This window comes from Mycobacterium sp. 4858 (assembly GCF_900240975.1).
GTDB lineage: Bacteria > Actinomycetota > Actinomycetes > Mycobacteriales > Mycobacteriaceae > Mycobacterium.
Genome location: NZ_LT968775.1, coordinates 1,634,155 through 1,656,151 on the forward strand (window position 1 = coordinate 1,634,155; position 21,997 = coordinate 1,656,151).

The 21,997-nt window shown below is 69.6% G+C and carries 21 protein-coding genes; 6 read left to right on the forward strand and 15 right to left on the reverse strand.

Going from position 1 to position 21,997, the window contains the following annotated elements:
- The first annotated feature begins 77 nt into the window (after nt 1-77).
- The 4 genes from C1737_RS07435 to cydC all read left to right on the forward strand — a co-directional run bounded on the left by C1737_RS07435 (nt 78) and on the right by cydC (nt 5,942).
- Nucleotides 78-1,550, forward strand: a complete 1,473-nt coding sequence (locus tag C1737_RS07435) for a cytochrome ubiquinol oxidase subunit I (protein WP_102417613.1) — start codon at nt 78-80, stop codon at nt 1,548-1,550.
- Between the two features lie 33 nt (nt 1,551-1,583).
- A complete protein-coding gene (gene cydB, locus C1737_RS07440) occupies nt 1,584-2,624 on the forward strand; it encodes a cytochrome d ubiquinol oxidase subunit II (protein WP_102417614.1) in 1,041 nt (346 codons plus the stop codon).
- Nucleotides 2,625-2,704: 80 nt separating this feature from the next.
- Complete coding sequence (gene cydD, locus C1737_RS07445) at nt 2,705-4,318, forward strand: thiol reductant ABC exporter subunit CydD (RefSeq protein ID WP_102417615.1); 1,614 nt, start codon at nt 2,705-2,707, stop codon at nt 4,316-4,318.
- Nucleotides 4,305-5,942 (forward strand): thiol reductant ABC exporter subunit CydC, encoded by a 1,638-nt coding sequence (cydC, locus tag C1737_RS07450; RefSeq protein WP_068091990.1) that lies wholly within the window; start codon nt 4,305-4,307, stop codon nt 5,940-5,942. The genes cydD and cydC overlap by 14 nt, the downstream gene beginning before the upstream one ends.
- On the opposite strand, the gene C1737_RS07455 is transcribed toward cydC, so the two are convergent.
- The 11 genes from C1737_RS07455 to C1737_RS07505 all read right to left on the reverse strand — a co-directional run bounded on the left by C1737_RS07455 (nt 5,931) and on the right by C1737_RS07505 (nt 17,782).
- Nucleotides 5,931-6,716 carry a maleylpyruvate isomerase N-terminal domain-containing protein gene (locus tag C1737_RS07455; RefSeq protein WP_142393436.1) on the reverse strand — a complete coding sequence of 262 codons (786 nt, stop codon included), beginning with the start codon at nt 6,714-6,716 and terminating at the stop codon, nt 5,931-5,933. The genes cydC and C1737_RS07455 overlap by 12 nt on opposite strands.
- A gap of 75 nt (nt 6,717-6,791) precedes the next feature.
- Nucleotides 6,792-8,189 (reverse strand): bifunctional lysylphosphatidylglycerol flippase/synthetase MprF, encoded by a 1,398-nt coding sequence (locus C1737_RS07460; RefSeq protein WP_102417616.1) that lies wholly within the window; start codon nt 8,187-8,189, stop codon nt 6,792-6,794.
- A 143-nt stretch (nt 8,190-8,332) separates the two neighbouring features.
- Nucleotides 8,333-9,277, reverse strand: coding sequence for an acyl-CoA thioesterase II (locus C1737_RS07465; RefSeq protein WP_197509147.1), 945 nt, complete (start codon nt 9,275-9,277; stop codon nt 8,333-8,335).
- Nucleotides 9,246-10,664 carry a pyruvate kinase gene (gene pyk / locus C1737_RS07470; RefSeq protein WP_067920576.1) on the reverse strand — a complete coding sequence of 473 codons (1,419 nt, stop codon included), beginning with the start codon at nt 10,662-10,664 and terminating at the stop codon, nt 9,246-9,248. The genes C1737_RS07465 and pyk overlap by 32 nt, the downstream gene beginning before the upstream one ends.
- A 66-nt stretch (nt 10,665-10,730) precedes the next feature.
- Nucleotides 10,731-11,135: a DUF2752 domain-containing protein gene (locus C1737_RS07475; RefSeq protein ID WP_233214712.1), complete on the reverse strand. Its 405-nt coding sequence runs from the start codon at nt 11,133-11,135 to the stop codon at nt 10,731-10,733.
- A 59-nt stretch (nt 11,136-11,194) separates the two neighbouring features.
- Nucleotides 11,195-12,541, reverse strand: a complete 1,347-nt coding sequence (locus C1737_RS07480) for a prolipoprotein diacylglyceryl transferase (protein ID WP_102417617.1) — start codon at nt 12,539-12,541, stop codon at nt 11,195-11,197.
- Nucleotides 12,538-13,353: a tryptophan synthase subunit alpha gene (gene trpA, locus C1737_RS07485; protein WP_068098468.1), complete on the reverse strand. Its 816-nt coding sequence runs from the start codon at nt 13,351-13,353 to the stop codon at nt 12,538-12,540. The genes C1737_RS07480 and trpA overlap by 4 nt, the downstream gene beginning before the upstream one ends.
- A complete protein-coding gene (gene trpB / locus C1737_RS07490) occupies nt 13,350-14,612 on the reverse strand; it encodes a tryptophan synthase subunit beta (RefSeq protein WP_067920827.1) in 1,263 nt (420 codons plus the stop codon). The genes trpA and trpB overlap by 4 nt, the downstream gene beginning before the upstream one ends.
- A gap of 17 nt (nt 14,613-14,629) precedes the next feature.
- The gene (gene trpC / locus C1737_RS07495; protein WP_055404126.1) at nt 14,630-15,448 is read right to left on the reverse strand and encodes an indole-3-glycerol phosphate synthase TrpC; all 819 of its coding nucleotides are present in this window, start codon (nt 15,446-15,448) and stop codon (nt 14,630-14,632) included.
- A gap of 113 nt (nt 15,449-15,561) precedes the next feature.
- The gene (locus C1737_RS07500) at nt 15,562-16,251 is read right to left on the reverse strand and encodes a TIGR02234 family membrane protein (protein WP_102417618.1); all 690 of its coding nucleotides are present in this window, start codon (nt 16,249-16,251) and stop codon (nt 15,562-15,564) included.
- Nucleotides 16,244-17,782 (reverse strand): anthranilate synthase component I, encoded by a 1,539-nt coding sequence (locus C1737_RS07505; protein WP_068098471.1) that lies wholly within the window; start codon nt 17,780-17,782, stop codon nt 16,244-16,246. Before C1737_RS07505 ends, C1737_RS07500 begins: the two co-directional genes overlap by 8 nt.
- Nucleotides 17,783-17,877: 95 nt before the next feature.
- On the opposite strand from C1737_RS07505, the gene C1737_RS07510 reads away from it, so the two are divergent.
- Nucleotides 17,878-18,333 carry a peroxiredoxin gene (locus C1737_RS07510; protein ID WP_067920819.1) on the forward strand — a complete coding sequence of 152 codons (456 nt, stop codon included), beginning with the start codon at nt 17,878-17,880 and terminating at the stop codon, nt 18,331-18,333.
- 3 nt (nt 18,334-18,336) lie between these two features.
- Here C1737_RS07510 and C1737_RS07515 read toward each other — a convergent pair whose 3' ends face one another.
- Nucleotides 18,337-19,428 (reverse strand): calcium:proton antiporter, encoded by a 1,092-nt coding sequence (locus C1737_RS07515; RefSeq protein WP_067920817.1) that lies wholly within the window; start codon nt 19,426-19,428, stop codon nt 18,337-18,339.
- Nucleotides 19,429-19,667: 239 nt separating this feature from the next.
- Here C1737_RS07515 and C1737_RS07520 point away from each other — a divergent pair, with 239 nt between their 5' ends.
- A complete protein-coding gene (locus tag C1737_RS07520; RefSeq protein WP_082973112.1) occupies nt 19,668-20,024 on the forward strand; it encodes a WhiB family transcriptional regulator in 357 nt (118 codons plus the stop codon).
- 34 nt (nt 20,025-20,058) lie between these two features.
- On the opposite strand, the gene hisI is transcribed toward C1737_RS07520, so the two are convergent.
- From hisI to C1737_RS07535, 3 genes are read right to left on the reverse strand one after another with little or no spacing between them, the layout of a single operon-like run.
- Entirely contained in the window at nt 20,059-20,406 is a 348-nt protein-coding gene (gene hisI / locus C1737_RS07525; protein WP_067920816.1) for a phosphoribosyl-AMP cyclohydrolase, read from the reverse strand.
- A complete protein-coding gene (hisF, locus tag C1737_RS07530; protein WP_067920814.1) occupies nt 20,403-21,188 on the reverse strand; it encodes an imidazole glycerol phosphate synthase subunit HisF in 786 nt (261 codons plus the stop codon). Before hisF ends, hisI begins: the two co-directional genes overlap by 4 nt.
- Nucleotide 21,189: 1 nt before the next feature.
- Nucleotides 21,190-21,990, reverse strand: a complete 801-nt coding sequence (locus C1737_RS07535) for an inositol monophosphatase (protein WP_067920812.1) — start codon at nt 21,988-21,990, stop codon at nt 21,190-21,192.
- Nucleotides 21,991-21,997: the final 7 nt, after the last annotated feature.

Consider the following 21,997-nt stretch of genomic DNA (forward strand, 5'->3'; position numbering starts at 1 on the left):
TTGGTCGCGCCGCCCCGACCCTTCTACTACACTGCGTAGTAGCCGTGCGTACGGCCACGCAGTCCTGGGAGTGACAGATGAATGTCGTCGATATTTCTCGGTGGCAGTTCGGTATCACTACCGTCTACCACTTCATCTTCGTGCCGCTCACCATCGGTTTGGCGCCCCTGCTCGCCGTCATGCAGACGGTGTGGGTCGCCACGGGCAACACCGCGTGGTATCGCCTCACCAAGTTCTTCGGCAAGCTGTTCTTGATCAACTTCGCCATCGGCGTGGCGACGGGGATCGTCCAGGAATTCCAGTTCGGCATGAACTGGAGCGAGTATTCGCGGTTTGTCGGCGACATCTTCGGCGCGCCGCTGGCCATGGAAGGCTTGTTCGCCTTCTTCTTCGAGTCCACCTTCATCGGGCTGTGGATCTTCGGCTGGGATCGGCTGCCGAAGCTGATCCACCTGGCCTGCATCTGGATCGTCGCAATCGGTGTCAACATGTCCGCGTTCTTCATCATCGTGGCGAACTCGTTCATGCAGCACCCGGTCGGCGCGCACTACAACCCGGTTACGCACCGCGCCGAGCTGGACAGCATCGGCGCGCTGCTGGGCAACAACACTGCGCGGTGGGCGTTTACCCACACCGTCAGCGGCGCGTTGCTGACCGCTGCGACGTTCGTTGCCGCCGTCAGCGCGTGGTTCCTGGTCCGCTCCCGCCGCCCGGAGACCGCCACCCCCGCCGGTGAATCGGATGCCCGCACCATGTTTCGCCCGGCGGCCATCCTGGGCTGCTGGGTGGTGCTGCTCGCGGCCGTCGGCCTGTTCTTCACCGGCGACCGCCAGGGCAAGCTGATGTTCGTTCAGCAACCGATGAAGATGGCTTCCGCGGAATCGTTGTGCAGCACCCAAACCGATCCCGACTTCTCGATTCTGACCGTGGGCACGCACAACAACTGCGACAGCATCACCCGCGTGATCGAGGTCCCCTACGTGCTGCCGTTCCTCGCCGAGGGCCGCACCAGCGACGTCACGTTGCAGGGCGTGCGCAACATCCAGCAGGACTTCGAGTATCGGTTCGGCCCGAACGACTACCGGCCCAACCTGTTCGTGACCTACTGGTCGTTCCGCGCCATGATCGGGTTCCTCGCCGTTCCGGTCTTGTTCGCGCTCGCGGCGCTGTGGTTCACCCGCGGCGGGCGGGTGCCCGGCCAACGATGGTTCTCCTGGCTGGCGCTGCCGACGATTCCCACGCCGTTCCTGGCGAACATCTCCGGGTGGGTGTTCACCGAGATGGGGCGGCAACCCTGGATCGTCGCGCCCAATCCCACCGGCGACCAACAGGTTCGGTTCACCGTCCATGAGGCCGTCTCGCAGCATGCGCCCGGCATGGTCATCACCTCCCTGGTGACGTTCACCCTCGTGTATGCGGTGCTGGCGGTCATCTGGTTCTGGCTGCTCAAGCGGTATGTCACCGAAGGGCCGCGGGAACACGACGCCGAACCGGCTCCGCCGCCCGCACCCGGCGAGGACGAGGTGGCGCCGCTTTCGTTCGCCTACTAGGCGCCGGCTCACGAACTAGAAAGGAGCTGACCGATGGGACTGCAGGAGTTGTGGTTCTGCATCATCGGATTGCTGTTCCTCGGTTTCTTCGTCCTGGAAGGCTTCGACTTCGGCGTCGGCATGCTGATGGAACCGCTCGCCCGCGTCGGCATCGGTGAGGCCGAGCCCATCCGGCGAACGGCGCTGAACACCATCGGCCCCATCTGGGACGGCAACGAGGTGTGGCTGATCGTGGGCGGCGCCGCCATGTTCGCCGCCTTTCCCGGCTGGTACGCCACGGTGTTCTCCACGCTGTACCTGCCGCTGCTGGCCATCCTGTTCGGGATGATCCTGCGCGCCGTGGCCATCGAGTGGCGCGGGAAGGTCGACGACACAAAATGGCGGGGCTGGGCGGATTTCGGCATCGCCGCCGGTTCCTGGCTGCCCGCCGTGTTGTGGGGTGTGGCGTTCGCGATCCTGGTTCGCGGACTCCCCGTGGACGGCGCCGGCAAGATCGACCTGTCGATCGCCGACGTGCTCAATCCCTACACGCTGCTGGGCGGCCTGGCCACCGCCGGGCTGTTCCTGCTTTACGGTGCGGTCTTCATCTCCCTGAAGACCTCCGGCGCCATCCGTGACGACGCCCACCGGCTGGCGGTGTGGCTGTCGCTTCCGGTGACCGGACTGGTTGCGGGCTTTGGCATCTGGACACAACTGGCCCACGGCAAGGACTGGACCTGGCTGGTGCTCGCGGTCGCCGTGGTGGCGCAGCTGGCGGCCGTGCTGCTGGTGTGGCGGCGCGTCTCCGACGGCTGGGCGTTCACGTGCACGGCGATCGTCGTCGGGTCGGTGGTGATCCTGCTGTTCGGCGCGCTCTACCCCAACCTGGTGCCCTCGACACTGAACCCGCAGTGGAGCCTGACGATCCACAACGCCTCGTCGACGCCCTACACCCTCAAGGTCATGACGTGGGTCACCGCGTTCATGGCGCCGCTGACGGTGGTGTACCAGGCCTGGACGTATTGGGTGTTCCGGCAACGGATCTCGGCGGACCGGATACCGCCGTCGATCGGCCTGACGAGGCACGTGTCCTGACCGCAACGAACTCGCCGCCCGGATCAAGATCGAGAGCGCGGGGGCCCCTGGACCCGCGACTGTGGCGGGCATCGAGCGCGTTGCGGCGCCACCTGGGCGCAACGGTCTGCTGCGGAGTGGTGATCTCCGGCTGCGCGATCGGCTCGGCGGTCGTGCTGGCGGGCGTGGTCGCCCGCGCCGTGCGCGACCATGCGGCGCACGGCCTGCGGGCCTGGCTCGGGCCGCTGTCGATCCTGTTGGCGCTGTGGACCGTTCGCACGCTGGCGCAGTGGCTTCAGGGCCGCCTGGGCCAACGGGGCGCGAGCGCGGTCATCGCCGAGCTGTCCGGTCAGGTGCTGACCGCGGTGACGGCCCGGCAGCCCGGTGAGCTCGCCGCCCAACGCGACGAGGCCGCGGTGGTGGTCACCCGAGGTCTCGACGGCCTGCGTCCCTACTTCACCGGCTACCTCCCCACGTTGTTGCTCGCCGCAATCCTGACCCCGGCGACCGTCGCCGTCATCGCGTTCTACGACCTGAGGTCCACGGTGATCGTGGCCATCACCCTGCCGCTCATACCGATCTTCATGGTGCTCATCGGCCTGGCCACCGCCGACCGGTCCGCGGCCGCCCTGGCCGCCATGACGACGCTGCAGGGGCGGCTGCTCGACCTCATCGCCGGTATCCCCACGCTGCGGGCGCTGGGACGCGTCCGGGGCCCGGAACGGCGCATCGCCGAACTGGCCGCCGCGCATCGCCGCTCGGCGATGGCGACACTGCGGATCGCCTTCCTGTCGGCGCTGGTGCTGGAACTGCTGGCGACGCTGGGCGTGGCGCTGATCGCGGTGGGGATCGGGTTCCGCCTGGTGTTCGGCGAGATGACGTTGGCGACGGGCCTCACGGTGCTGTTGCTGGCACCCGACGTCTACTGGCCGCTGCGCCGGATCGGTGTGGAATTCCATGCCGCGCAGGACGGAAGGACCGCCGCCGACAAGGCCTTCGCCCTCATCGGCGAGCCGGCTCCCCCGCGGGCCCAGGGCCGGACGGTCACCGCCCGAGGCGCGGAGATCGGTCTCGACGGGCTCAGCGTCGCCGGCCGTGACGGCCATGCGCCCCACGACCTCACCGCGGTCATCGCACCCGGCTCGGTGACGGTGCTGACCGGACGCAACGGCGCGGGCAAGAGCACGACCCTGCAGGCGATCACCGGGGTCACCGCGCCGACGTGCGGCCGCGTGACCGTGGCCGGAGTCGACGTCGCCGACCTCGAGCCCGGCGCGTGGTGGCGGCAGCTGTCCTGGCTTCCGCAGCGCCCCGCACTGGTTCCGGGCACCGTCCGGGACAACCTGGTGCTGTTCGGCAATCTCGACGACCTTGAGACGGCTTGCGCGGCATCCGGTTTCGACGCGGTGCTGGGTGACCTGCCCGACGGGCTGGACACCGTGCTCGGCCGGGGCGGCGTCGGCCTGTCCCTGGGACAGCGGCAACGGCTCGGGCTCGCCCGCGCACTCGGATCGTCGGCGGCAGTGCTGTTGCTCGACGAGCCCACCGCCCACCTGGACGCCCGGGCCGAGCAACGCGTGTTGCGAGCGATCGTGGAGCGCGCCCGGGCCGGCGCGACCGTCGTGGTCGTCGGTCACCGCGAACCGGTTCTGGCCATCGGCGACCGGGTGGTCGAAGTGGTCGCCGACAGTGGGGTGCGTTATGCCCCGGTCTGATCCGCTGTTGGCGGCCGCGCCGCTGCTGCGGCCCCGGCTCCTCCGCATCGTGGGGGCGATCGCGCTGGGTGTGCTGTCACTGGGCAGCGCGCTGGCGCTGGCCGGCGTCTCGGCGTGGCTCATCACGCGGGCCTGGCAGATGCCGCCGGTGGTCGACCTGTCGGTCGCGGCCGTCGCGGTGCGCGCGTTCGCGATTTCGCGGGGCGTGTTGCACTACTGCGAGCGGCTGGTCACCCACGACACCGCGCTGCGCGCGGCCGGCACCGCCCGGGCGGGGATCTACCAGCGGCTGGCCCAGGGGCCCGCGGCGGCCGCCGTTCGTCTGCACAGCGGCGAGCTCGTCACCCGAGTGGGCTCCGACGTCGAAGAACTGGCCAACGTGCTGGTGCGTGCCGTGGTGCCGATCGGCGTCGCGGTGGTACTGGCCGTGGCGGCAACCGCGGTGATCGCGGCCATCTCGCTACCGGCCGCTGTGGTGTTGGCGATCAGCCTGCTGGTCGCGGGCTTCGCCGCTCCGCGACTCGCGGGCAAGGCCGCGGCGAGCCAGGAAAGCCTTGCGCGGCAGCAGCATTCCCAGCGCGACACCTCGGCGATGATCGCGCTGGAACACGCGCCCGAGCTCCGCGTCGCCGGCCTGCTGCCCCGCGTCATCGCCGAATCGCAACGCCGCCAACGCGCATGGGGGGCGGCGCTCGACGCCGCCGCCAGGCCGGCCGCCCTGGCCGAAGCCGCGCCCACAGCGGCGATCGGGGCGAGCGTGCTGGGCGCGGTGGTCGCCGGCATCGGCCTGGCCCCCTCGGTCGCACCCACCACGCTGGCCGTCCTGATGTTGTTGCCGCTGTCCGCATTCGAGGCGATGACCCCGCTACCGGCCGCCGCCATCCAGTTGACGCGGTCGCGCATCGCCGCGCGCCGGCTGCTCGACCTCACGGCGGGCGACCTCCCGCAGCAGCCCGAATCGGCCGCGGCCCCGCCGGAACCCGCGGCCGTGTTGGCCGCCGACATCCACGCCGGGCACGCCGGAGCCGCCCGCTCGAACCGCATCACCCTGGAGCTCCCCCCGGGCGCCCGGCTGGCCGTCACCGGTCCCAGCGGGTCCGGCAAAACCACGCTGTTGATGACGCTGGCCGGGCTGCTGTCCCCGCTGGAGGGACGGGTGACCCTCGGCGGCACCGACGTGACGGACTTCCGGGAAGAGGACTTACGCGGCGCGGTCGGATTTTTCGCCGAGGACGCGCACGTCTTCGCCACGACGGTCCGGGACAACCTGCTGGTCGCCCGCGGAGACTGCGCGGACGCCGAACTGGGGGTCGCGCTCGATGCGGTCGGGCTCGGCGCCTGGCTCGCCGGTTTGCCCGACGGCCTGTCGACGGTGTTGACCGGTGGCGCGCAGGCCCTTTCGGGCGGTCAGCGCAGGAGGCTGCTGCTGGCGCGGGCGCTCCTCGCGCCCGCCCGGATCGTGCTGCTCGACGAGCCCACCGAACACCTGGACGCCGTCGACGCCGAACCGATTCTGCGCGACCTGCTGGGCCCCGGTTCCGCGCTGATGCCCGCGGACCGGACCGTGGTGGTGGCTACCCACCACCTACCCGACGACATTGGCTGTCGCGAACTACGAATTTGAGTCAGCGCCGCCGGCGCGGCTTAGTCGCCGCAACACGTCGGCTATCGAGTCGGCGTTGAGGTTCGGGTCGCGCATCCTCGAGGGGCAGCGTCCCCACAAGAGAAGCGGCAGCTCGTGGGGCCGCAGCTCTATCACGACTCCGCGGCCGGTCGGCTGCTGGGATAGGCCCTCCCCCGGCGACACAACAACATCCGGGCGGCCACCGCTGCGCAGCACCACCGGCTGCGCCCGCGGGTCCGTGCGACGCCAGCGCTGCGCTTCCGCCAACGCGGGCACCGCGTCGAACACCGCGACCGCGTGGCCCACCATCGCGGCATCGGAGAGCAAGCGGACGCTGACGTCGTCGTCACCCACGAGATCCCATCGGTGCAGCACCACCTCGCTATGACTATGCATGCGAAGCCGCTCGGCGCTCATCGTCCACCCCGTGTACACGATCGTGTCGCTTTCGCCGAGCGCCGCCACGGCCGACTCGAAGCGAAACGCTTCGTCTACCAGCCGTTCTCGAAGCGCCGCGTCGGGCATCGCCCGGAATGGCGGCTCGCGCACCTCCCACGAGCGGGTCGCCCTGGCCGGCTCACCCGCCAGGTGCTCGTCGATGAGATCGGCTCGTTCCTTTGCGGCGGCCGCCACGTGCGCGGTGAGGTCATGGGCGCTCCAACCTGAACACCAGGTGGGCGCCGTGGCCTGCAACCCCGACAAACTCGAAATGAATTCGCGCATGGCTTCATCGCGCAATTTCGATGCGGCCGCCAGGGCAATCTGAGAACTCACGCCCTCCACTCAACAGCTCACCACGGCGAGAAGCTGGCGGTTTTGCGACCTCACAGCGGTACCGGATCGATGCGATCAGAGGTGTCGCCGGCGCGGCATGAATTCCAGCGACAGCAACACGATCAGCAACGTGCCGATCTGCGTCATCGAGACCAGCGCGTAGCGCCGGGCGTCCAGCGCGTGAAACTTGCGCACGTATCGGTACAGCGACTCGAGCGCGATCAACGGGTCGAGGACGTGGATCAACCGATAGAACACGCGCTGGACGCGGGTGCGATCCTTCTCTTCGAAGATTTCCGGGAAGGCCGCGAATGCGAGCGAAAGCCGTTGCGCGCCATTTTCTTTGCCGGCCATGATCATGTCGACGCTGAGCCGCTCGTCGATGCCATTGGGCGCCCCGCGCCGGCGCCACGGCACGTCGAGGGTGATGTCGCTGCCGACGCCGGCCGTCGCGTACCGGTGGAAGCCCTGCACCTTGCCCGAGGCGTCCCTGGCGACGATCAGCTGTATGCCGGGGAATCGGCCCTCCAGCACGCCGTCGAGGTTCATGTGGAATCCGCGCTCGGTGTGGGCCGCTTTGCTCGACGCGCGCACCACCTCGGTCAACTCGGCCAGCTGCTCGGGGTTGAGCTCCTGTTCCCCGACGATCTCGGTGGTGATGCCGCAATTGTGCGTGCGCTTCACCGCCTGACGCAGGTTGCGGAACTTGCGTCCCACCAAGTCGAAACCGGTGACGTCGACGACCACGTCGCGCCCGATCGGGACGGCGCGCAACGACTGCCCGATCACCGCGGAGTCGCTCCACAGGCCGAGCCGCCGCTCGCTGCACCCCACCACCGCGATCCGCCAGCCGTGGGTGTGGCACATGGCCGCGAAGTCGGCGACCAGCTCGGGGAATCGGGTCTCGTCGCCGATCGGGTCACCGCCGACCACGGCGATGCCCAGGCGTGTCCGGTAGGCCAGCGCCGCACCGCCGTCCGCAGTGAAGTGGTAGCTCTTGCCGGTCTGCATCGCGAACGGCGCCAGCGGGTCATCCGTGGTGGCCTGGATCAGATTCCAGGCCCGGGGCAGGTCCTCCGGACGCGGATGCGACGACGTCGGCCACATCAGCACCATGCCGGAGCAGGCGATCACCACGTCGCCGAGCAGGTCGAAGGCCAGCACGTGCAGGCCCAGGCCTGCCAGCACGAAGAAACCCGCGGCGGCGGCGTGCGTCGCCGTCACGGGACGGCCCAGGAAGATGCCGCGCGCGATCCACGCCACCGCGACAAGGACCGTCAGCGACCACGCCAGTCGATCGGTGTAGTGCCAGGCCGGCTGGTGATGGTGGCGGGCAAGGATCTCGCCCAGCCAGCAGGTGGCGCTGAGCAGGGCCAGCGCACCGATCAACCGGGCTGCCCGCGAATCGACCGAGACGACGACGCGCTCGCGCGCGCGGGGCTTCGCTGAGACCTCGACCAAGGGCCCGCTCACAACCACCTCCCGATGCGCTGACGTTCCAGCTGGGCGGCTGATCGCCGCCTCTGCACCGAATACCCGGCTGCCACGAACTTACGCCCGATCTGGCCCCATCTGGGCCGAATCCGCGGCGACGTCCTGCGGGTATCCCGCCCGGTCTATCGGCGGGCGGGCGGAAAGTATTTCAGCACCCCTTCTTGGACCACCGTGGCGAGGACCTGCCCGGAGCGGTCGAAGAAGTGGCCGGTGCCGAGCCCGCGCGACTCCGCGGCCACGGGCGACGACGTCGAATACAGCACCCAGTCGTCGAAGTTGACCTGCCGGTGAAACCACACGGAATGGTTGGCGGAGGCGGCGAAGATGCGGTCGAACCCCCACGACAGGCCGTGGGTGGTGATCACCGAGTCCAGCACCGTGGTGTCCGAGGAGTACACCATGGTCGCGGTGTGCAGGACCGGGTCGTCCGGCATGGTGCCGCCGGCCTTCATCCAGACCCGGTTGTAGGGCAGCCGGTCGCCCTTCTCGCGCATCACCCAGGCCGGGTCGTTGGTGTAGCGCCATTCGATCGGCTGCAGGGCGTTGACGAAGTGCGGGACGGTCTCCTCGTAACCGCGGAGCAGCTCGCCGATCGGCGGCTGCGTTTCGGGCTCACCCACCTGCGGCGGGTCGACGGCGTGTTCCAGGCCGCGGCCGCCGGACATGTAGGAGACCATCGCCGAGGACAACAGCACGCCGTCCTGCACGGCGTCGACGCGCCGATTGGCGAAGCGCCGCTCGTCACGCAGCTTGGTGACGTGGAACTCGATGTCCTTGGCGGTGTCGCCGCCGTTGACGAAGTGCACGGATAGCGCGCTGGGCGGCAGGTCGTCGCGGACCAGCGTGCGGCTGCTCGCGACGAACGACTGGGCCATGAGCTGGCCGCCGAAGGTCCGCATGGGGTTCTTGCTGGGATGAGACCCGACAAAACGCTCGTCGGTGACGCGGTTGAGGTCGAGCGTCGCCAGCAGTTCCTCGAAATCCGAATTGGTGCTGATGGCGGCGTCTCCTACCGGGGTCCCATGGGTCGTTGCGCTAAACGTCGTCCTCCCCGATCCGGTGCACATGGATCAGGTTGGTCGAACCCACTGTGCCAGGTGGCGCACCGGCGACGATGACCACCAGGTCACCGCGCTTGTAGCGGCCGAGGTCGAGCAGCGACTTGTCGACCTGGCGGATCATGCCGTCGGTCGAGGTCATCATCGGGACGATGAACGTCTCGGTGCCCCAGGTCATGGCGAGTTGGCTGCGCACCTCGGGCCACGCGGTGAAGGCCAGCAGCGGCAGCGGGGTGTGCAGTCGCGCCAGCCGCTTGACGGTGTCGCCGGACTGGGTGAAGGCGACCAGCGCCTTGGCGTCGAGCCGCTCGCCGATGTCGCGGGCGGCGTACGAGATCACCCCGCGCTTGGTGCGTGGCACGTGCGTCAGCGGTGGAGCGGCGGTCGAATTGTCCTCGACGGCACAGATGATCCGGGCCATGGTCCGGACGGCAGCCAGCGGATACTTCCCCACCGACGTCTCACCCGACAACATCACCGCGTCGGCGCCGTCGAGCACCGCGTTGGCGACGTCGGAGGCCTCGGCCCGCGTGGGCCGCGAGTTCTCGATCATGGAGTCGAGCATCTGCGTCGCCACGATGACGGGTTTGGCGTTCTCCCGGGCCATCTGGATGGCGCGCTTCTGCACCAGCGGCACCTCTTCGAGCGGCAACTCGACGCCGAGGTCGCCGCGGGCCACCATGACGGCGTCGAAGGCCAGCACGATCGCTTCCAGATTGTCGACGGCTTCCGGCTTTTCCAGTTTGGCGATCACCGGCACCCGCCGCCCGATCCGGTCCATCACCTCGTGCACCAACTCGACGTCGGACGGCGAGCGCACGAACGACAACGCCACCAGGTCGACGCCGAGATCCAGCGCGAACGTCAGGTCCTCGATGTCCTTCTCGGACAAGGCCGGTGCGGACACGTTCATGCCGGGCAGCGAGATGCCCTTGTTGTTGCTGACAGGGCCGCCCTCTTCCACGGTGCAGATGACGTCGTCGCCCTCGATGCGCTCGACGACCAGGCCGACCTTGCCATCGTCGACCAGCACCCGATCCCCGACCGTCGCGTCCGCGGCCAGCTTCTTGTAAGTGGTCGACACGCGGTCGTGGGTGCCTTCGCAGTCCGCGACGGTGATGCACACGGTTTCGCCGTCGGCCCAGTACGTGGACCCGGTCGCGAACCGCCCCAGCCGGATCTTCGGGCCCTGCAGGTCGGCGAGCACCCCAACCGCGCGGCCCGTGGTGTCGGAGGCGGCCCGCACACGCTCGTAGGCGGCCTTGTGGTCGGAGTAGTCGCCGTGACTGAAGTTCAACCGGGCGACGTCCATTCCGGCCTCGACCAGCGCCAGAATCAGCTCGTCCGAATTCGTCGCAGGGCCAAGGGTGCAGACGATCTTTCCGCGTCTACTCACGCCGACACAGCATAGTCGCGTGAGAGCAGCCCGGTCCGACCGAACGGCGTTCGCGCGGCGGACGCGTTAACCACTCTGAATCGTCGGAAACAGCGGGAAGCCGGGCAGGTTACGCACCACCGTCCACGCGATGACAGCCAGCACCATCGTCAGCCAGGCCGCCGTTGACGGCGCCGGCTTGCCGCGACCACGGCGGACCAGCAGCCAGCCGGCCAGCATCGGGATGCCGAACAGCAGGAGAACGTTGTCGTTGACGGCGGCGGCCAGGTGGCCGTGCAGCAGGTCGTTTGTCATCCGCAGGCCACCGCAGAACGGGCAGTTCCATCCGGTGAGCCATTTGAAGGGGCACAGCGGATACACCGAATTGCTGTTGTGCGGGTCGACCAGGCCGATGTAGCCGAGCGCGCCGCCCAGCGCCAACGCGGTTCCGGCGGCGGCGGCGTATCGGCGCGGGCCGTGACGCCGTTCCACCGCTTGTCCAGCTGAATGCGGTTGCGTCACATTCTCAGCATGCCAGACGCAGCCGGCCACTAGCTGTTCGACGGCCGGTTCCTTCGCAGCCTCCAGCGGCTGCGTGGTGACTTGTACGGCTCGGCGGCCGAAGCCGGTTCGGCCGAGTCCTGTGCCGCCTCTGGCTCGGATTCATCGCCCGCCTCGGGTTCGGGCTCTTCGGCCTCCGGTTTGTCGCCCTCGGACTCATCGGCGTCGGGCTCTTCCTCGACTTCCGCCTCTGGTTCGTCGAGCTGACCCTCTTCGGCTGCGCCCTCGGCCTCGTCCGCTTCGGGCTCTTGCGCTTCCGGCTCCTCGGCCTCTCCGGGCTCTTCGGCAGCCTCCGCTTTGACCGTCTCGGGCTCGTCTACGTGGGCAGCCTCGCCGTTTTCCGCCGGCTCGGCGGGTTCATCGTCGTCACCGCCGGCACCCGCCGCGACCGCCGCGGTCGCTGCCTCGGCCGAGACGACGGTCGGTGACTCGTCCGCCGGCACCTCCGCCGGGGATTCCGCGGCGGTGTGGTCGGTGCCGCGCAGGCTCTCGGGTGCCTCCCGCCCCTTCGGCGCCACCATGATGTACACCACCGCGCCGATGAACACGAAAGTCGATGTGAACGAGTTGATCCGGATACCCGCGATGTGGGTGGCGGTGTCGTCGCGCAGCAGCTCCACACCGAAGCGCCCGATGCAGTAGCTGGCCACATACAGCGCGAACAGCCGCCCGTGGCCCAGCGTGAACCGCCGGTCCGCGTAGAGCAGGAAGGCGAAAACCAAGACGTTCCAGATCAATTCGTAGAGAAACGTCGGCTGCACGACCAGCGCCACCTGGCCGGTGGAGACACCGTCCAACGAATGGGGGTCGACGTACCCCGAGGGGTCCCGGCGGTAGAAGATCTCCAGGCCCCACGGCAGCGTGGTTTCCCGGCCGTAGAGCTCCTGGTTGAAATAGTTCCCGAGCCGGCCGATGGCCTGCGCCAGGATGATGCCCGGCGCAATCGCGTCGGCGAAGGCCGGCAGCGGGATGCCGTGCCGCCGGCAACCGATCCAGGCTCCGACACCGCCGAGCGCCACCGCGCCCCAGATGCCCAGGCCGCCGTCCCAAATCCGCACCGCCGCACCGAGCCCCGCTCCACCGGGCCCCCAATAGGTCCGCCAGTCGGTGGCCAGGTGATACAGCCTGCCGCCCACCAATCCGAACGGCACGACCCACAGGGCGATGTCGTAGATGACCCCGCGCTGGCCGCCGCGGGCCTCCCAGCGCCGGTCGCCGATCAGCAGGGCCACCACGATGCCGGTGATGATGAACAGCGCGTAGGCGCGAATCGGCAGCGGCCCCAGGTGCCAGACACCTTGGTGCGGGCTCGGGAAATACGTCGGCAACATCGTCATCGGCCGGACGCCCTCTGCCGCACACCGGCGGCCAGCTCCTCGGTGAGCGCGCGCAGCGCGGGCAACCCACCGTCACCGAGCGCCGACACCAGCGCGGACCCGACGATCACCCCGTCGGCGTAGTCGGCGATCTGCGCCGCCTGCTCTCGCGACCGCACGCCGAGGCCGACGCCGACCGGTATGTCCGACACGGCCTTCACCCGTGCCACCAGTTCGGGTGCGGCCTGCGACACCGCGTCCCGCGCTCCGGTTACCCCCATCGTGGAAGCAGCGTAGACGAATCCCCGCGACGCCTCGACGGTCATCGCCAGCCGTTGCGGTGTCGAGGATGGCGCCACCAGGAAAATCCGATCCAGCCGATGCTCCTCGGCGGCCGCCAGCCACGGCCCCGCTTCGTCGGGGATGAGGTCCGGGGTGATCAGGCCCTGTCCCCCGGCCGACGCGAGATCCCGCGCGAACGCGTCGACCCCGTACCGCAGCACCGGATTCCAATACGTCATCACGACCGCGCGCCCACCGGCCGCACTGATCGCCTCGACGGCGGCGAGCGTGTCGCGGACCCGCACTCCCGCGTGCAACGCGGCCTCGGTGGCGCGGGCGATGGTCGGCCCGTCCATGCCGGGATCGGAGTACGGCACACCGACTTCGATGATGTCGCAACCCGATTCGACGAGGGCGATCATCCCGTCCACCGAGGCCCGCACGTCGGGGTAACCGGTGGGCAGGTAGCCGATCAACGCGGCACGGTCGTCCGCGCGGCACGCGTCGAAGACCGGCCCGAGCCTGCTTGCCTGCCGCTGTTGCACGTTCATCGCTCGCTGGGCCCCATCAGGCCGAACCATTTCGCGGCCGTCTCGACGTCCTTGTCACCGCGGCCCGAGAGGTTCACCACGATGATCGCGCCCGGCCCCAGCTCGAGGCCCAGCTTGACCGCGCCGGCGACCGCGTGCGCCGATTCGATCGCCGGGATGATCCCCTCGGTGCGGCACAGCAGCGCGAACGCGTCCATCGCCTCGGCGTCGGTGATCGGCCGGTATTCGGCACGCCCGATCTCCTTGAGATACGCATGCTCGGGGCCCACCCCCGGATAGTCCAAACCCGCTGAGATCGAATGCGATTCGATGGTCTGGCCATCCTCGTCCTGTAGCAGGTAGGAGAACGACCCCTGGAAGGCACCGGGTGAGCCGCCGGCGAACGTCGCGGCGTGCCTTCCGGTTTCGACGCCGTCACCGGCCGCCTCGAAGCCGACCAGGCGGACCCCCGCATCGTCGATGAACGGGTGGAAGATGCCGATGGCGTTGGATCCCCCACCGACACAGGCCACTACCGCGTCGGGCAACCGGCCCGCCTGGGCCTGGATCTGCACCCGCGCCTCCAGCCCGATGATGCGCTGAAAATCGCGCACCATCGCCGGGAACGGATGCGGCCCCGCGGCGGTGCCGAAGCAGTAGTAGGTGCGCTCGGCGTTGGTCACCCAGTCACGAAACGCCTCGTTGATGGCGTCTTTGAGCGTTTTCGAGCCGCTCTGCACGGACACCACCTCGGCGCCCAGCAGTCGCATCCGGGCCACGTTGAGCGCCTGGCGCGCCGTGTCCACCGCGCCCATGTAGATCACACACTCCAGGCCCAGCAAGGCGCACGCGGTGGCCGTGGCGACGCCGTGCTGACCGGCGCCCGTCTCGGCGATCACCCGGGTCTTGCCCATTCGCTTGGCCAGCAGCGCCTGACCGAGCACGTTGTTGATCTTGTGAGAACCGGTGTGGTTCAGGTCTTCTCGCTTGAGGAAGATGCGCGCGCCGCCGGCGTGTTCGGACAGCCGGGTGGCCTCGTACAGCGGCGACGGCCGGCCGGTGTAGTTGACCTGCAGATCGTCCAGGGTGTCCAGGAAGTCGGGGTTGATGCGTTCCTTCTCGTAGGCGGCGGTGACCTCTTCGATCACCGCCATCAACGCCTCCGCGACGTAGCGGCCGCCGTAAACACCGAAATGGCCGCCCGCATCGGGTTCGTGGCGGGTGGTTTCGGCGACGGCTGCACTCGGACGGGGAAGGTCCGAGCGGGACAGGTTGACCATCACCAGCGACTTGACGACTAGCGAGACGGCTTCGGGCAGGACGGGTGGGTGCCCGCGGTGACCAGGTCGGCGACCGCGGCGCGCGGGTCACCGCTTTTGACCAAACCCTCACCGACCAGAACGGCGTCCGCACCGGCGCCGGCATACGCCAACAGGTCCCCGGTGCCACGAACACCGGACTCGGCGATCCTGATCACGTTGCTGGGCAGCCCGGGAGCGATGCGCGCAAAGCAATCCCGGTCGACTTCCAGCGTCGCGAGATCGCGTGCGTTGACACCGATTACGTTGGCCCCCGCCTTCAGCGCTCGGTCGGCTTCCTCCTCGGTGTGCACCTCGACGAGGGCGGTCATGCCCAGCGATTCGGTGCGGTCCAGCATCGACACCAGGGCGGACTGGTCCAGCGCGGCGACAATGAGCAACAACATGTCGGCGCCGTGCGCGCGGGCTTCGTGGATCTGATACGGCTGCACCACAAAGTCTTTCCGCAACACCGGTATCGAGACGGCGGCGCGGACCGCGTCGAGGTCGTCGAGCGAGCCGTGGAAGCGTCGCTCCTCGGTCAGCACGCTGATGATCCGGGCTCCGCCGTCCTCGTACGCGCGGGCCAGTTTCGCCGGATCGGCGATGGTGGCCAGGGAACCCGCCGACGGGCTGGCGCGCTTGACTTCGGCGATGACGCCGATGCCGGGCTCGCGCAGGGCGGCCATCACGTCACGCGGTGGCGGCGCCGCGGCGGCGGCGGCTTTGATCTCGGACAAGCTGATGAGGGCTTCGCGCGCGGCGACGTCGGCCCGGACTCCCTCGAGGATGGAGTCAAGCACGGTAGCCGGACTCATGCCTGTTGCTTCCCTTCGCGCTGTCACCCATCGTCACCCCACGGCCTACCTGACAAATCGGAGCCGATTGCGACGACGTGAATGAAGGGTAGCGGCCCCCGGCTCGCGGCCCGTCACCGACCCTCGGTGTCCGAGCCGCGGGGCAGATCGGTCGGCTCCTGCGTTGGGTCACAGCCCTCGTCAAGCGCGTCCCAGATCATCCGCTCCGACATTTCCGGCGTCTCCGGCTGCTCCAGCATCGCGCCATCGGCGTCGTCGCGTAGCGCATTCGAGCGGCGCGTCGCCGGGGCCGCATACTTTCGGGCGCTCAGCCTCGCCGCCCCGGCATCGCCGGCCGACCGCAGCAACAGGACGGCAGCGATCAGGGTGCACGCCGCCGCGGCCACCGCGATACCGGCGCCGACGTAGCGCCGCTCGCTGCCCACCAGCGTCATCACCGCGACGTGGGCCAGATCGGCCCCGCGCACGGCGACGTCGGGCAGCGCCCACAGACTGACGCCGAGGTATGCGACGGCCAGGCTGGCCAGGGCCAGCAGCCCCGCCAGCGCCCGCAGCGGCCAGCCGCGCACCGCGATCGCCGCCACGGCCGCCGCCAGCATGAGCACCGCCAACGGCAGCAGCGCCGTCGACCACGACGCGCCGGACAGCGTCACCTCGCGCGGCGGTCCGAGCCCGTCGAACGACCGGATCACCACCCACGGCAGCCGGGACGCCGCCCACAACGCCGCCGCCGACAGCACCAGCAAGACCTGGGCCATCCCGACGGCCAGCCTTGCCCGGCGGTTGGGCCGGGCGTCAGCCATGGCGGCCGGCCTCCGGGGCGGTCAGCGTCTCGGCGGCGGCGATCGCGTTGAGCACCGCGCGAGCCTTGTTGGACGCCTCGGTGTACTCGTAGGGGCCGTTGGAGTCGGCCACCACCCCGCCGCCGGCCTGCACGTAGGCGGTGCCGTCGCGCATCAGCGCGGTGCGGATGGCGATCGCGAAGTCGGCGTTGCCGGCGAAATCGAGGTAGCCGACCACGCCGCCGTAGAGGCCGCGCCGCGTCTTCTCCACCTCCTCGATCAGCTCCATGGCCCGCACCTTGGGTGCGCCCGACAGCGTGCCGGCCGGGAAGCAGGCCGTCACCGCGTCCAGCGCGGTGCGGCCCTCGGCGAGCATCCCGGTCACCGTCGACACCAGATGCATGACGTGGCTGTAGCGCTCGATGTGGCTGTAGTCCTCGACGCGCACGGTGCCCGGCGCGCACACCCGGCCCAGGTCGTTGCGGCCCAGGTCCACCAGCATCAGGTGCTCGGCGCGTTCCTTCTCGTCGGCCAGCAGTTCCTTTTCCAGCAGCTGATCCTCTTCGTCGGTCTGCCCCCGCCACCGGGTGCCGGCGATCGGATGCGTCGTCGCCCAGCCGTCGTGAACGGTGACCAGCGCCTCCGGGCTGGAGCCCACGACCGAAAAGTCCGTTTCCCCATGATCATTCGGGACATGCATCAGGTACATGTAGGGGCTCGGGTTGGTGACCCGCAGCATCCGGTACACGTCGATCGGGTCGACGTCGGTGTCCATCTCGAACCGCTGGGAGGGCACCACTTGGAAGGCCTCACCGGCGGCGATCTGGTCGACGAGGTAGTCGACGATCTTGCCGTACTCCTCGACGGTGCGCTGCGCGCGGTATCGCGGCTCGGGCCGGTCGAACGTGGCGACCGTGGACGGCAGCGGCTGGCCCAGCGCCGAGGTCATCACGTCCAGGCGGGCGACCGCGTCGTCGTAGGCCTCGTCGACCCGCTCGTCGGTGCCGTTCCAGTTCACCGCGTTGGCGATCAGCGTGATGGTGCCCTCGTGGTGGTCGACGGCCGCCACGTCGGTGGCCAGCAGTAGCAGCATGTCCGGCAGGTGCAGGTCGTCGACGGCCAGCTCGGGCAGGCGTTCCAGGCGCCGCACCATGTCGTAGGCGAACAAGCCGACCATGCCGCCGGACAGCGGTGGCAGCCCGGGCAGGGTGCCGGTGGCCAGCAGCTCGAGGGTGGCCCGCAGCGCGTGCAGCGGGTCGCCCCCGGTGGGCGCGTCCTGCGGCACGGCCCCGAGCCAGACCGCTTCGCCGCCGCGGACGGTCAACGCCGACGGCGCGCCCGCGCCGATGAACGACCAGCGCGACCAGGACCGGCCGTGCTCGGCCGATTCCAGCAGGAACGTGCCCGGGCGATTGGCGGCGAGCTTGCGGTAGGCCGACAGCGGTGTCTCGCTGTCGGCGAGCACCTTGCGGGTCACCGGAACCACGCGGTGCTCGGCTGCGAGCTGGCGGAAGTCCTCTCGTGAGGTCGTCGCGGCGAGGTGGGCGTGCACCGAACCATCCTCGCAGACGAGCTCCCGGCGGCTCGCGAGCGTAACGTGGCCGCGCTCCTGAGGCCCGCCGGCCGCGGTGGCGTTACGCTCGCGACATGAAACCCGGTGACACCGTCGCGGACTTCGAACTTGCCGATCAAACGGGGACGCCACGCAAGCTCAGCGACCTGCTCGCCGGCGGACCGGTGGTGCTGTTCTTCTATCCCGCCGCCATGACGCCGGGCTGCACCAAGGAGGCCTGCCACTTCCGGGACCTGGCCGCCGAATTCGCCGCCGTCGGGGCCAACCGGGTCGGCATCAGCGTCGATCCCGTGCACAAGCAGGCCAAGTTCGCCGACATGCAGAAGTTCGACTACCCGCTGCTGTCCGACACGGACGGGACCGTCGCCGCGCAGTTCGGCGTCAAGCGCGGCCTGCTCGGCAAGGTGATGCCGGTCAAGCGCACCACCTTCGTCATCGACACCGATCGCACGGTGCTCGACGTGATCTCCAGCGAGTTCAGCATGGACGCCCACGCGGACAAGGCGCTGCAGACGCTGCGCGCCCGCTGAGCGTCAGGGGCTGATCGCCAGGAACACGTAGGCGGCGAGCAGCACCAGGTGCAGCTCGCCCTGCAGCCGCGTGGCCCGGCCGGGCACCACCGTCAGCATGCTGATCACGACGGTCAGCGCCAGCAGCACCAATTGGATGGCGCCCAGGCCGAGCACCAGCGGTCCCTTGAGCCAGATCGACGCCAGCGCGATCGCGGGGATGGTCAGCCCGATGCTCGCCAACGCCGAGCCGTAGGCCAGATTGAGGCTGATCTGGATGCGGCCCTGCCGCGACGCGCGCACCGCGGCGAGGGTTTCCGGCAGCAGCACCAACGAGGCGATCACGACGCCGACGAAGGACTGCGGGAATCCCACCGCCGTCACCGCGCTCTCGACGGCCGGCGACTCCTCCTCGGCCAGCCCCACGACCGCGAGCAGGGCGACCAGCAGCAGCCCCAGGCTGCCCAGCGCCGCGCCGCGGCTCGGCGGGTCCGCGTGGCTCTCGTCCTCGAACAGCCGCTTCTGGCCCTTCTGCGCGACCGGCAGGAAGAAGTCGCGGTGCCGCACCGTCTGCGTGAAGACGAAGACCAGGTACAGCAGCAGCGAGGCGACCGCCGCGAAGACCAGCTGCCCGGGCGAGAACTCCTTGCCCAGGCCGCTGATCGTGAACGCCGGGAGCACCAGGCTCAGCGTCGCCAGCGTGGTCAGGGTGGCCAGCGCCGCGCCGCTGCCCTCGGCGTTGAACAGCGTGACGCCATAACGCCGCGAACCCATCAGCAGCGACAGGCCCGCGATGCCGTTGGTGGTGATCATCAGCGCGGCGAACACGGTGTCCCTGGCCAGCGTCGCTGCTTCGTTGCCCCCGGATGCCATCAGCTCGACGATGAGGGCCACCTCGATCACCGTCACCGCGGCCGCGAGCACCAGGGACCCGAATGGCTCGCCGACCCGGGCCGCGACCACCTCGGCGTGATGCACCGCGGCCAGCACCGCCCCGATGAGAAATGCCGCCACCACCGCGGCCAGTGCCGGGCGGAGCCGTTCGCCCCAGATCACGGCCAGCACCCCGACGGCAAGCAACGGTACGACCGCGGTCCACGACATCCGTCTCAACATCGACCGCCATTCTCATCGACGGCACCCGTTCGGGCGACTTCGGAGCACGGTTCCGGCCTCCCGGGCCGCCCGGCGACGCCGCGACAACATTTCTTGAACCGAAAGTCCCCGGGCGCTGGGGACAAAAGCCCCTAACGCCCACCCGGCGGCCTTCCATACGGTCGCAACATTCGCCTCAGGTTTACACGGGCTGATCCGGAGGGAAGTCAAGTAGCCGGCCCGGATCGAAGGGGGAAGCGGTGTTAGCTACCCGGACCACCGCACACAGCGGCGCCAACAGCTCAATTCGCAACCATCTGCGCAGCGCGAAGGACGACGACCGCACTGACTGGGTTTCCAAAGCCCTCTGCCGGAACGGCAACCCGGACGGGCTGTTCGTTCGCGGCGCCGCCCAGAGAAAGGCCGCGACGATCTGCCGGCACTGCCCGGTGATCCTGGAATGCGGCGCCGATGCGCTCGACAACCGGGTCGAGTGGGGAGTCTGGGGCGGCATGACGGAACGCCAGCGCCGTGCCCTGCTCAGAAAGCACTCCGAGGTGGTGTCCTGGGTCGACTTCCTGGCCGCCGCCCAGGGTCAGCGTCGCACCGCGAACTAGCGTCGCGGGGCGGATCGCCGACACCGCGACGAATCTAGGCCTCGGGCTGCAGCAGTACGTCGGCGTCGAAGCAGCTGTGGTCGCCGGTGTGACAGGCGCCGCCCACCTGGTCGACCGTGAGCAGTACGGCGTCCCCGTCGCAGTCCAGCCGCACCGAGTGCACGTGTTGGGTGTGGCCGGACGTCGCGCCCTTGACCCACTGCTGGGCGCGGGACCGCGAAAAGTACGTCGCCTCACGGGTTTCGAGCGTGCGGGCCAGCGCCGCGTCGTCCATCCAGGCGACCATCAGCACGTCGCCGCTGCCGCGTTCCTGCACGACGGCCGTGAACAGGCCTTCGGCGTTGCGTTTCAGGCGCGCGGCGATCTGTGGGTCCAGCGTCATCGCACGGTGATCCCTTCGGCCGCCATGGCGGCCTTCACCTGACCGATGGTCAGCTCCCGGAAGTGAAAGACGCTGGCCGCCAACACCGCATCGGCGCCCGCGGCGACCGCCGGCGCGAAGTGTTCGGCCGCGCCGGCGCCGCCGCTGGCGATCACCGGCACCGTGACCGCCGAACGCACCGCCCGCAGCATCTCCAGGTCGAACCCGGCCTTGGTGCCGTCGGCGTCCATCGAATTCAGCAGGATCTCTCCCACCCCCAGATCGGCTCCGCGAGAAGCCCATTCGACGGCGTCGATGCCGGTCCCACGGCGCCCGCCGTGCGTGGTGACCTCCCACCCCGACGGCGTCGGCACCGAACCCGGGGGCACCGTGCGGGCGTCGACCGACAGCACGATGCACTGCGAGCCGAACTGCCTCGCCATTTCCTCCAGCAGGTCGGGGCGGGCGATTGCGGCGGTGTTGATCGACACCTTGTCGGCGCCCGCCCGCAGCAAGACGTCGACGTCGGCCACCGTGCGCACCCCGCCGCCGACGGTCAGCGGGATGAACACCTGCTCGGCCGTGCGGCGCACCACGTCCAGCATCGTGGCCCGCCCCGACGACGAGGCGGTGACGTCGAGGAAGGTGAGCTCGTCGGCGCCCTCGGCGTCGTAGGCCGCGGCGAGCTCGACGGGATCGCCCGCGTCGCGCAGGTTTTCGAAGTTGACCCCCTTGACCACCCGCCCGGCGTCGACGTCCAGGCAGGGAATGACCCGCACCGCAAGGCCGTTACCGGCGGGCATCTCAGAAGTCCTCCGGTCGACCGGTGCCGCGCAGGATCTCGAGAATCTCGGCGTGCGCGCGGGGGCCCGCGGCCAGTGCGGAATCCGACGCCGGCGTCCAGGGTTCGCCGTGGACGTCGGTGACGACGCCGCCCGCGGCCCGCACCAGCGCGACCCCGGCCGCGTGGTCCCACACGTGGCCGCCGAAACTGATTGAGCCACCAAGGACTCCGTCGGCGACGTAGGCGAGGTCGAGTCCGGTGGAGCCGTGCATGCGCAACCGCGACGAGACCCGGCTGAGGTTCTCCAGCACTGCGATCCGGTAGCGCCCCGGGAACCGGCCCCGCGCGTCGGCGCTGAAGGAGCCGGCGCCGATCAGGGCGTCGGCCAGGTCGATGTCGGCCAGCGGCGGCTGCGGGACACCGTTTTTCAGCAACGGGCCGCCCACCACCGCGGTGTAACGCTGGTCGACGAAGGGCAGCCAGGTCAGCCCGGCGACCGGGTCGCCACGGTGCAGCAGGCCCAGCAGAATGCCCGCCATCGGGGAGCCGGCGGCGTAGTTGAACGTGCCGTCGACGGGGTCGAGCACCCACACCCATTCGGAGTCGACGTCCGTGCCGCCGAATTCCTCGCCGTGCACCCCGATTCCGGTTGCCTCGGTCAGCGCGTCGACCACCTGCCGCTCGATCGCGAGGTCGACGTCGGTGGCGAAGTCGTTGCCCTTCTTCTGGACCGCCGAATCGGCGCGGTGGCCGGCCAGGAACGGCTCGGTGGCGTCGTCGAGGATCGCCGCCGCCTTCTTCACCAACGCCTCCAGGTCCATCGCGGCC

What these genes read in the sequence shown, in the direction of transcription:
- C1737_RS07535 (WP_067920812.1), bottom strand. Translation starts at nt 21,990, where the DNA reads ATGGACCTGGAGGCGTTGGTGAAGAAGGCGGCGGCGATCCTCGACGAC.
- cydC (WP_068091990.1), top strand. Translation starts at nt 4,305, where the DNA reads ATGCCCCGGTCTGATCCGCTGTTGGCGGCCGCGCCGCTGCTGCGGCCC.
- trpA (WP_068098468.1), bottom strand. Translation starts at nt 13,353, where the DNA reads ATGAACGTGCAACAGCGGCAGGCAAGCAGGCTCGGGCCGGTCTTCGAC.
- C1737_RS07465 (WP_197509147.1), bottom strand. Translation starts at nt 9,277, where the DNA reads ATGTGCACCGGATCGGGGAGGACGACGTTTAGCGCAACGACCCATGGG.
- C1737_RS07435 (WP_102417613.1), top strand. Translation starts at nt 78, where the DNA reads ATGAATGTCGTCGATATTTCTCGGTGGCAGTTCGGTATCACTACCGTC.
- trpB (WP_067920827.1), bottom strand. Translation starts at nt 14,612, where the DNA reads ATGGTCAACCTGTCCCGCTCGGACCTTCCCCGTCCGAGTGCAGCCGTC.
- C1737_RS07515 (WP_067920817.1), bottom strand. Translation starts at nt 19,428, where the DNA reads ATGTTGAGACGGATGTCGTGGACCGCGGTCGTACCGTTGCTTGCCGTC.
- cydB (WP_102417614.1), top strand. Translation starts at nt 1,584, where the DNA reads ATGGGACTGCAGGAGTTGTGGTTCTGCATCATCGGATTGCTGTTCCTC.
- hisF (WP_067920814.1), bottom strand. Translation starts at nt 21,188, where the DNA reads ATGCCCGCCGGTAACGGCCTTGCGGTGCGGGTCATTCCCTGCCTGGAC.
- C1737_RS07500 (WP_102417618.1), bottom strand. Translation starts at nt 16,251, where the DNA reads ATGGCTGACGCCCGGCCCAACCGCCGGGCAAGGCTGGCCGTCGGGATG.
- C1737_RS07510 (WP_067920819.1), top strand. Translation starts at nt 17,878, where the DNA reads ATGAAACCCGGTGACACCGTCGCGGACTTCGAACTTGCCGATCAAACG.
- C1737_RS07480 (WP_102417617.1), bottom strand. Translation starts at nt 12,541, where the DNA reads ATGACGATGTTGCCGACGTATTTCCCGAGCCCGCACCAAGGTGTCTGG.
- hisI (WP_067920816.1), bottom strand. Translation starts at nt 20,406, where the DNA reads ATGACGCTGGACCCACAGATCGCCGCGCGCCTGAAACGCAACGCCGAA.
- trpC (WP_055404126.1), bottom strand. Translation starts at nt 15,448, where the DNA reads ATGAGTCCGGCTACCGTGCTTGACTCCATCCTCGAGGGAGTCCGGGCC.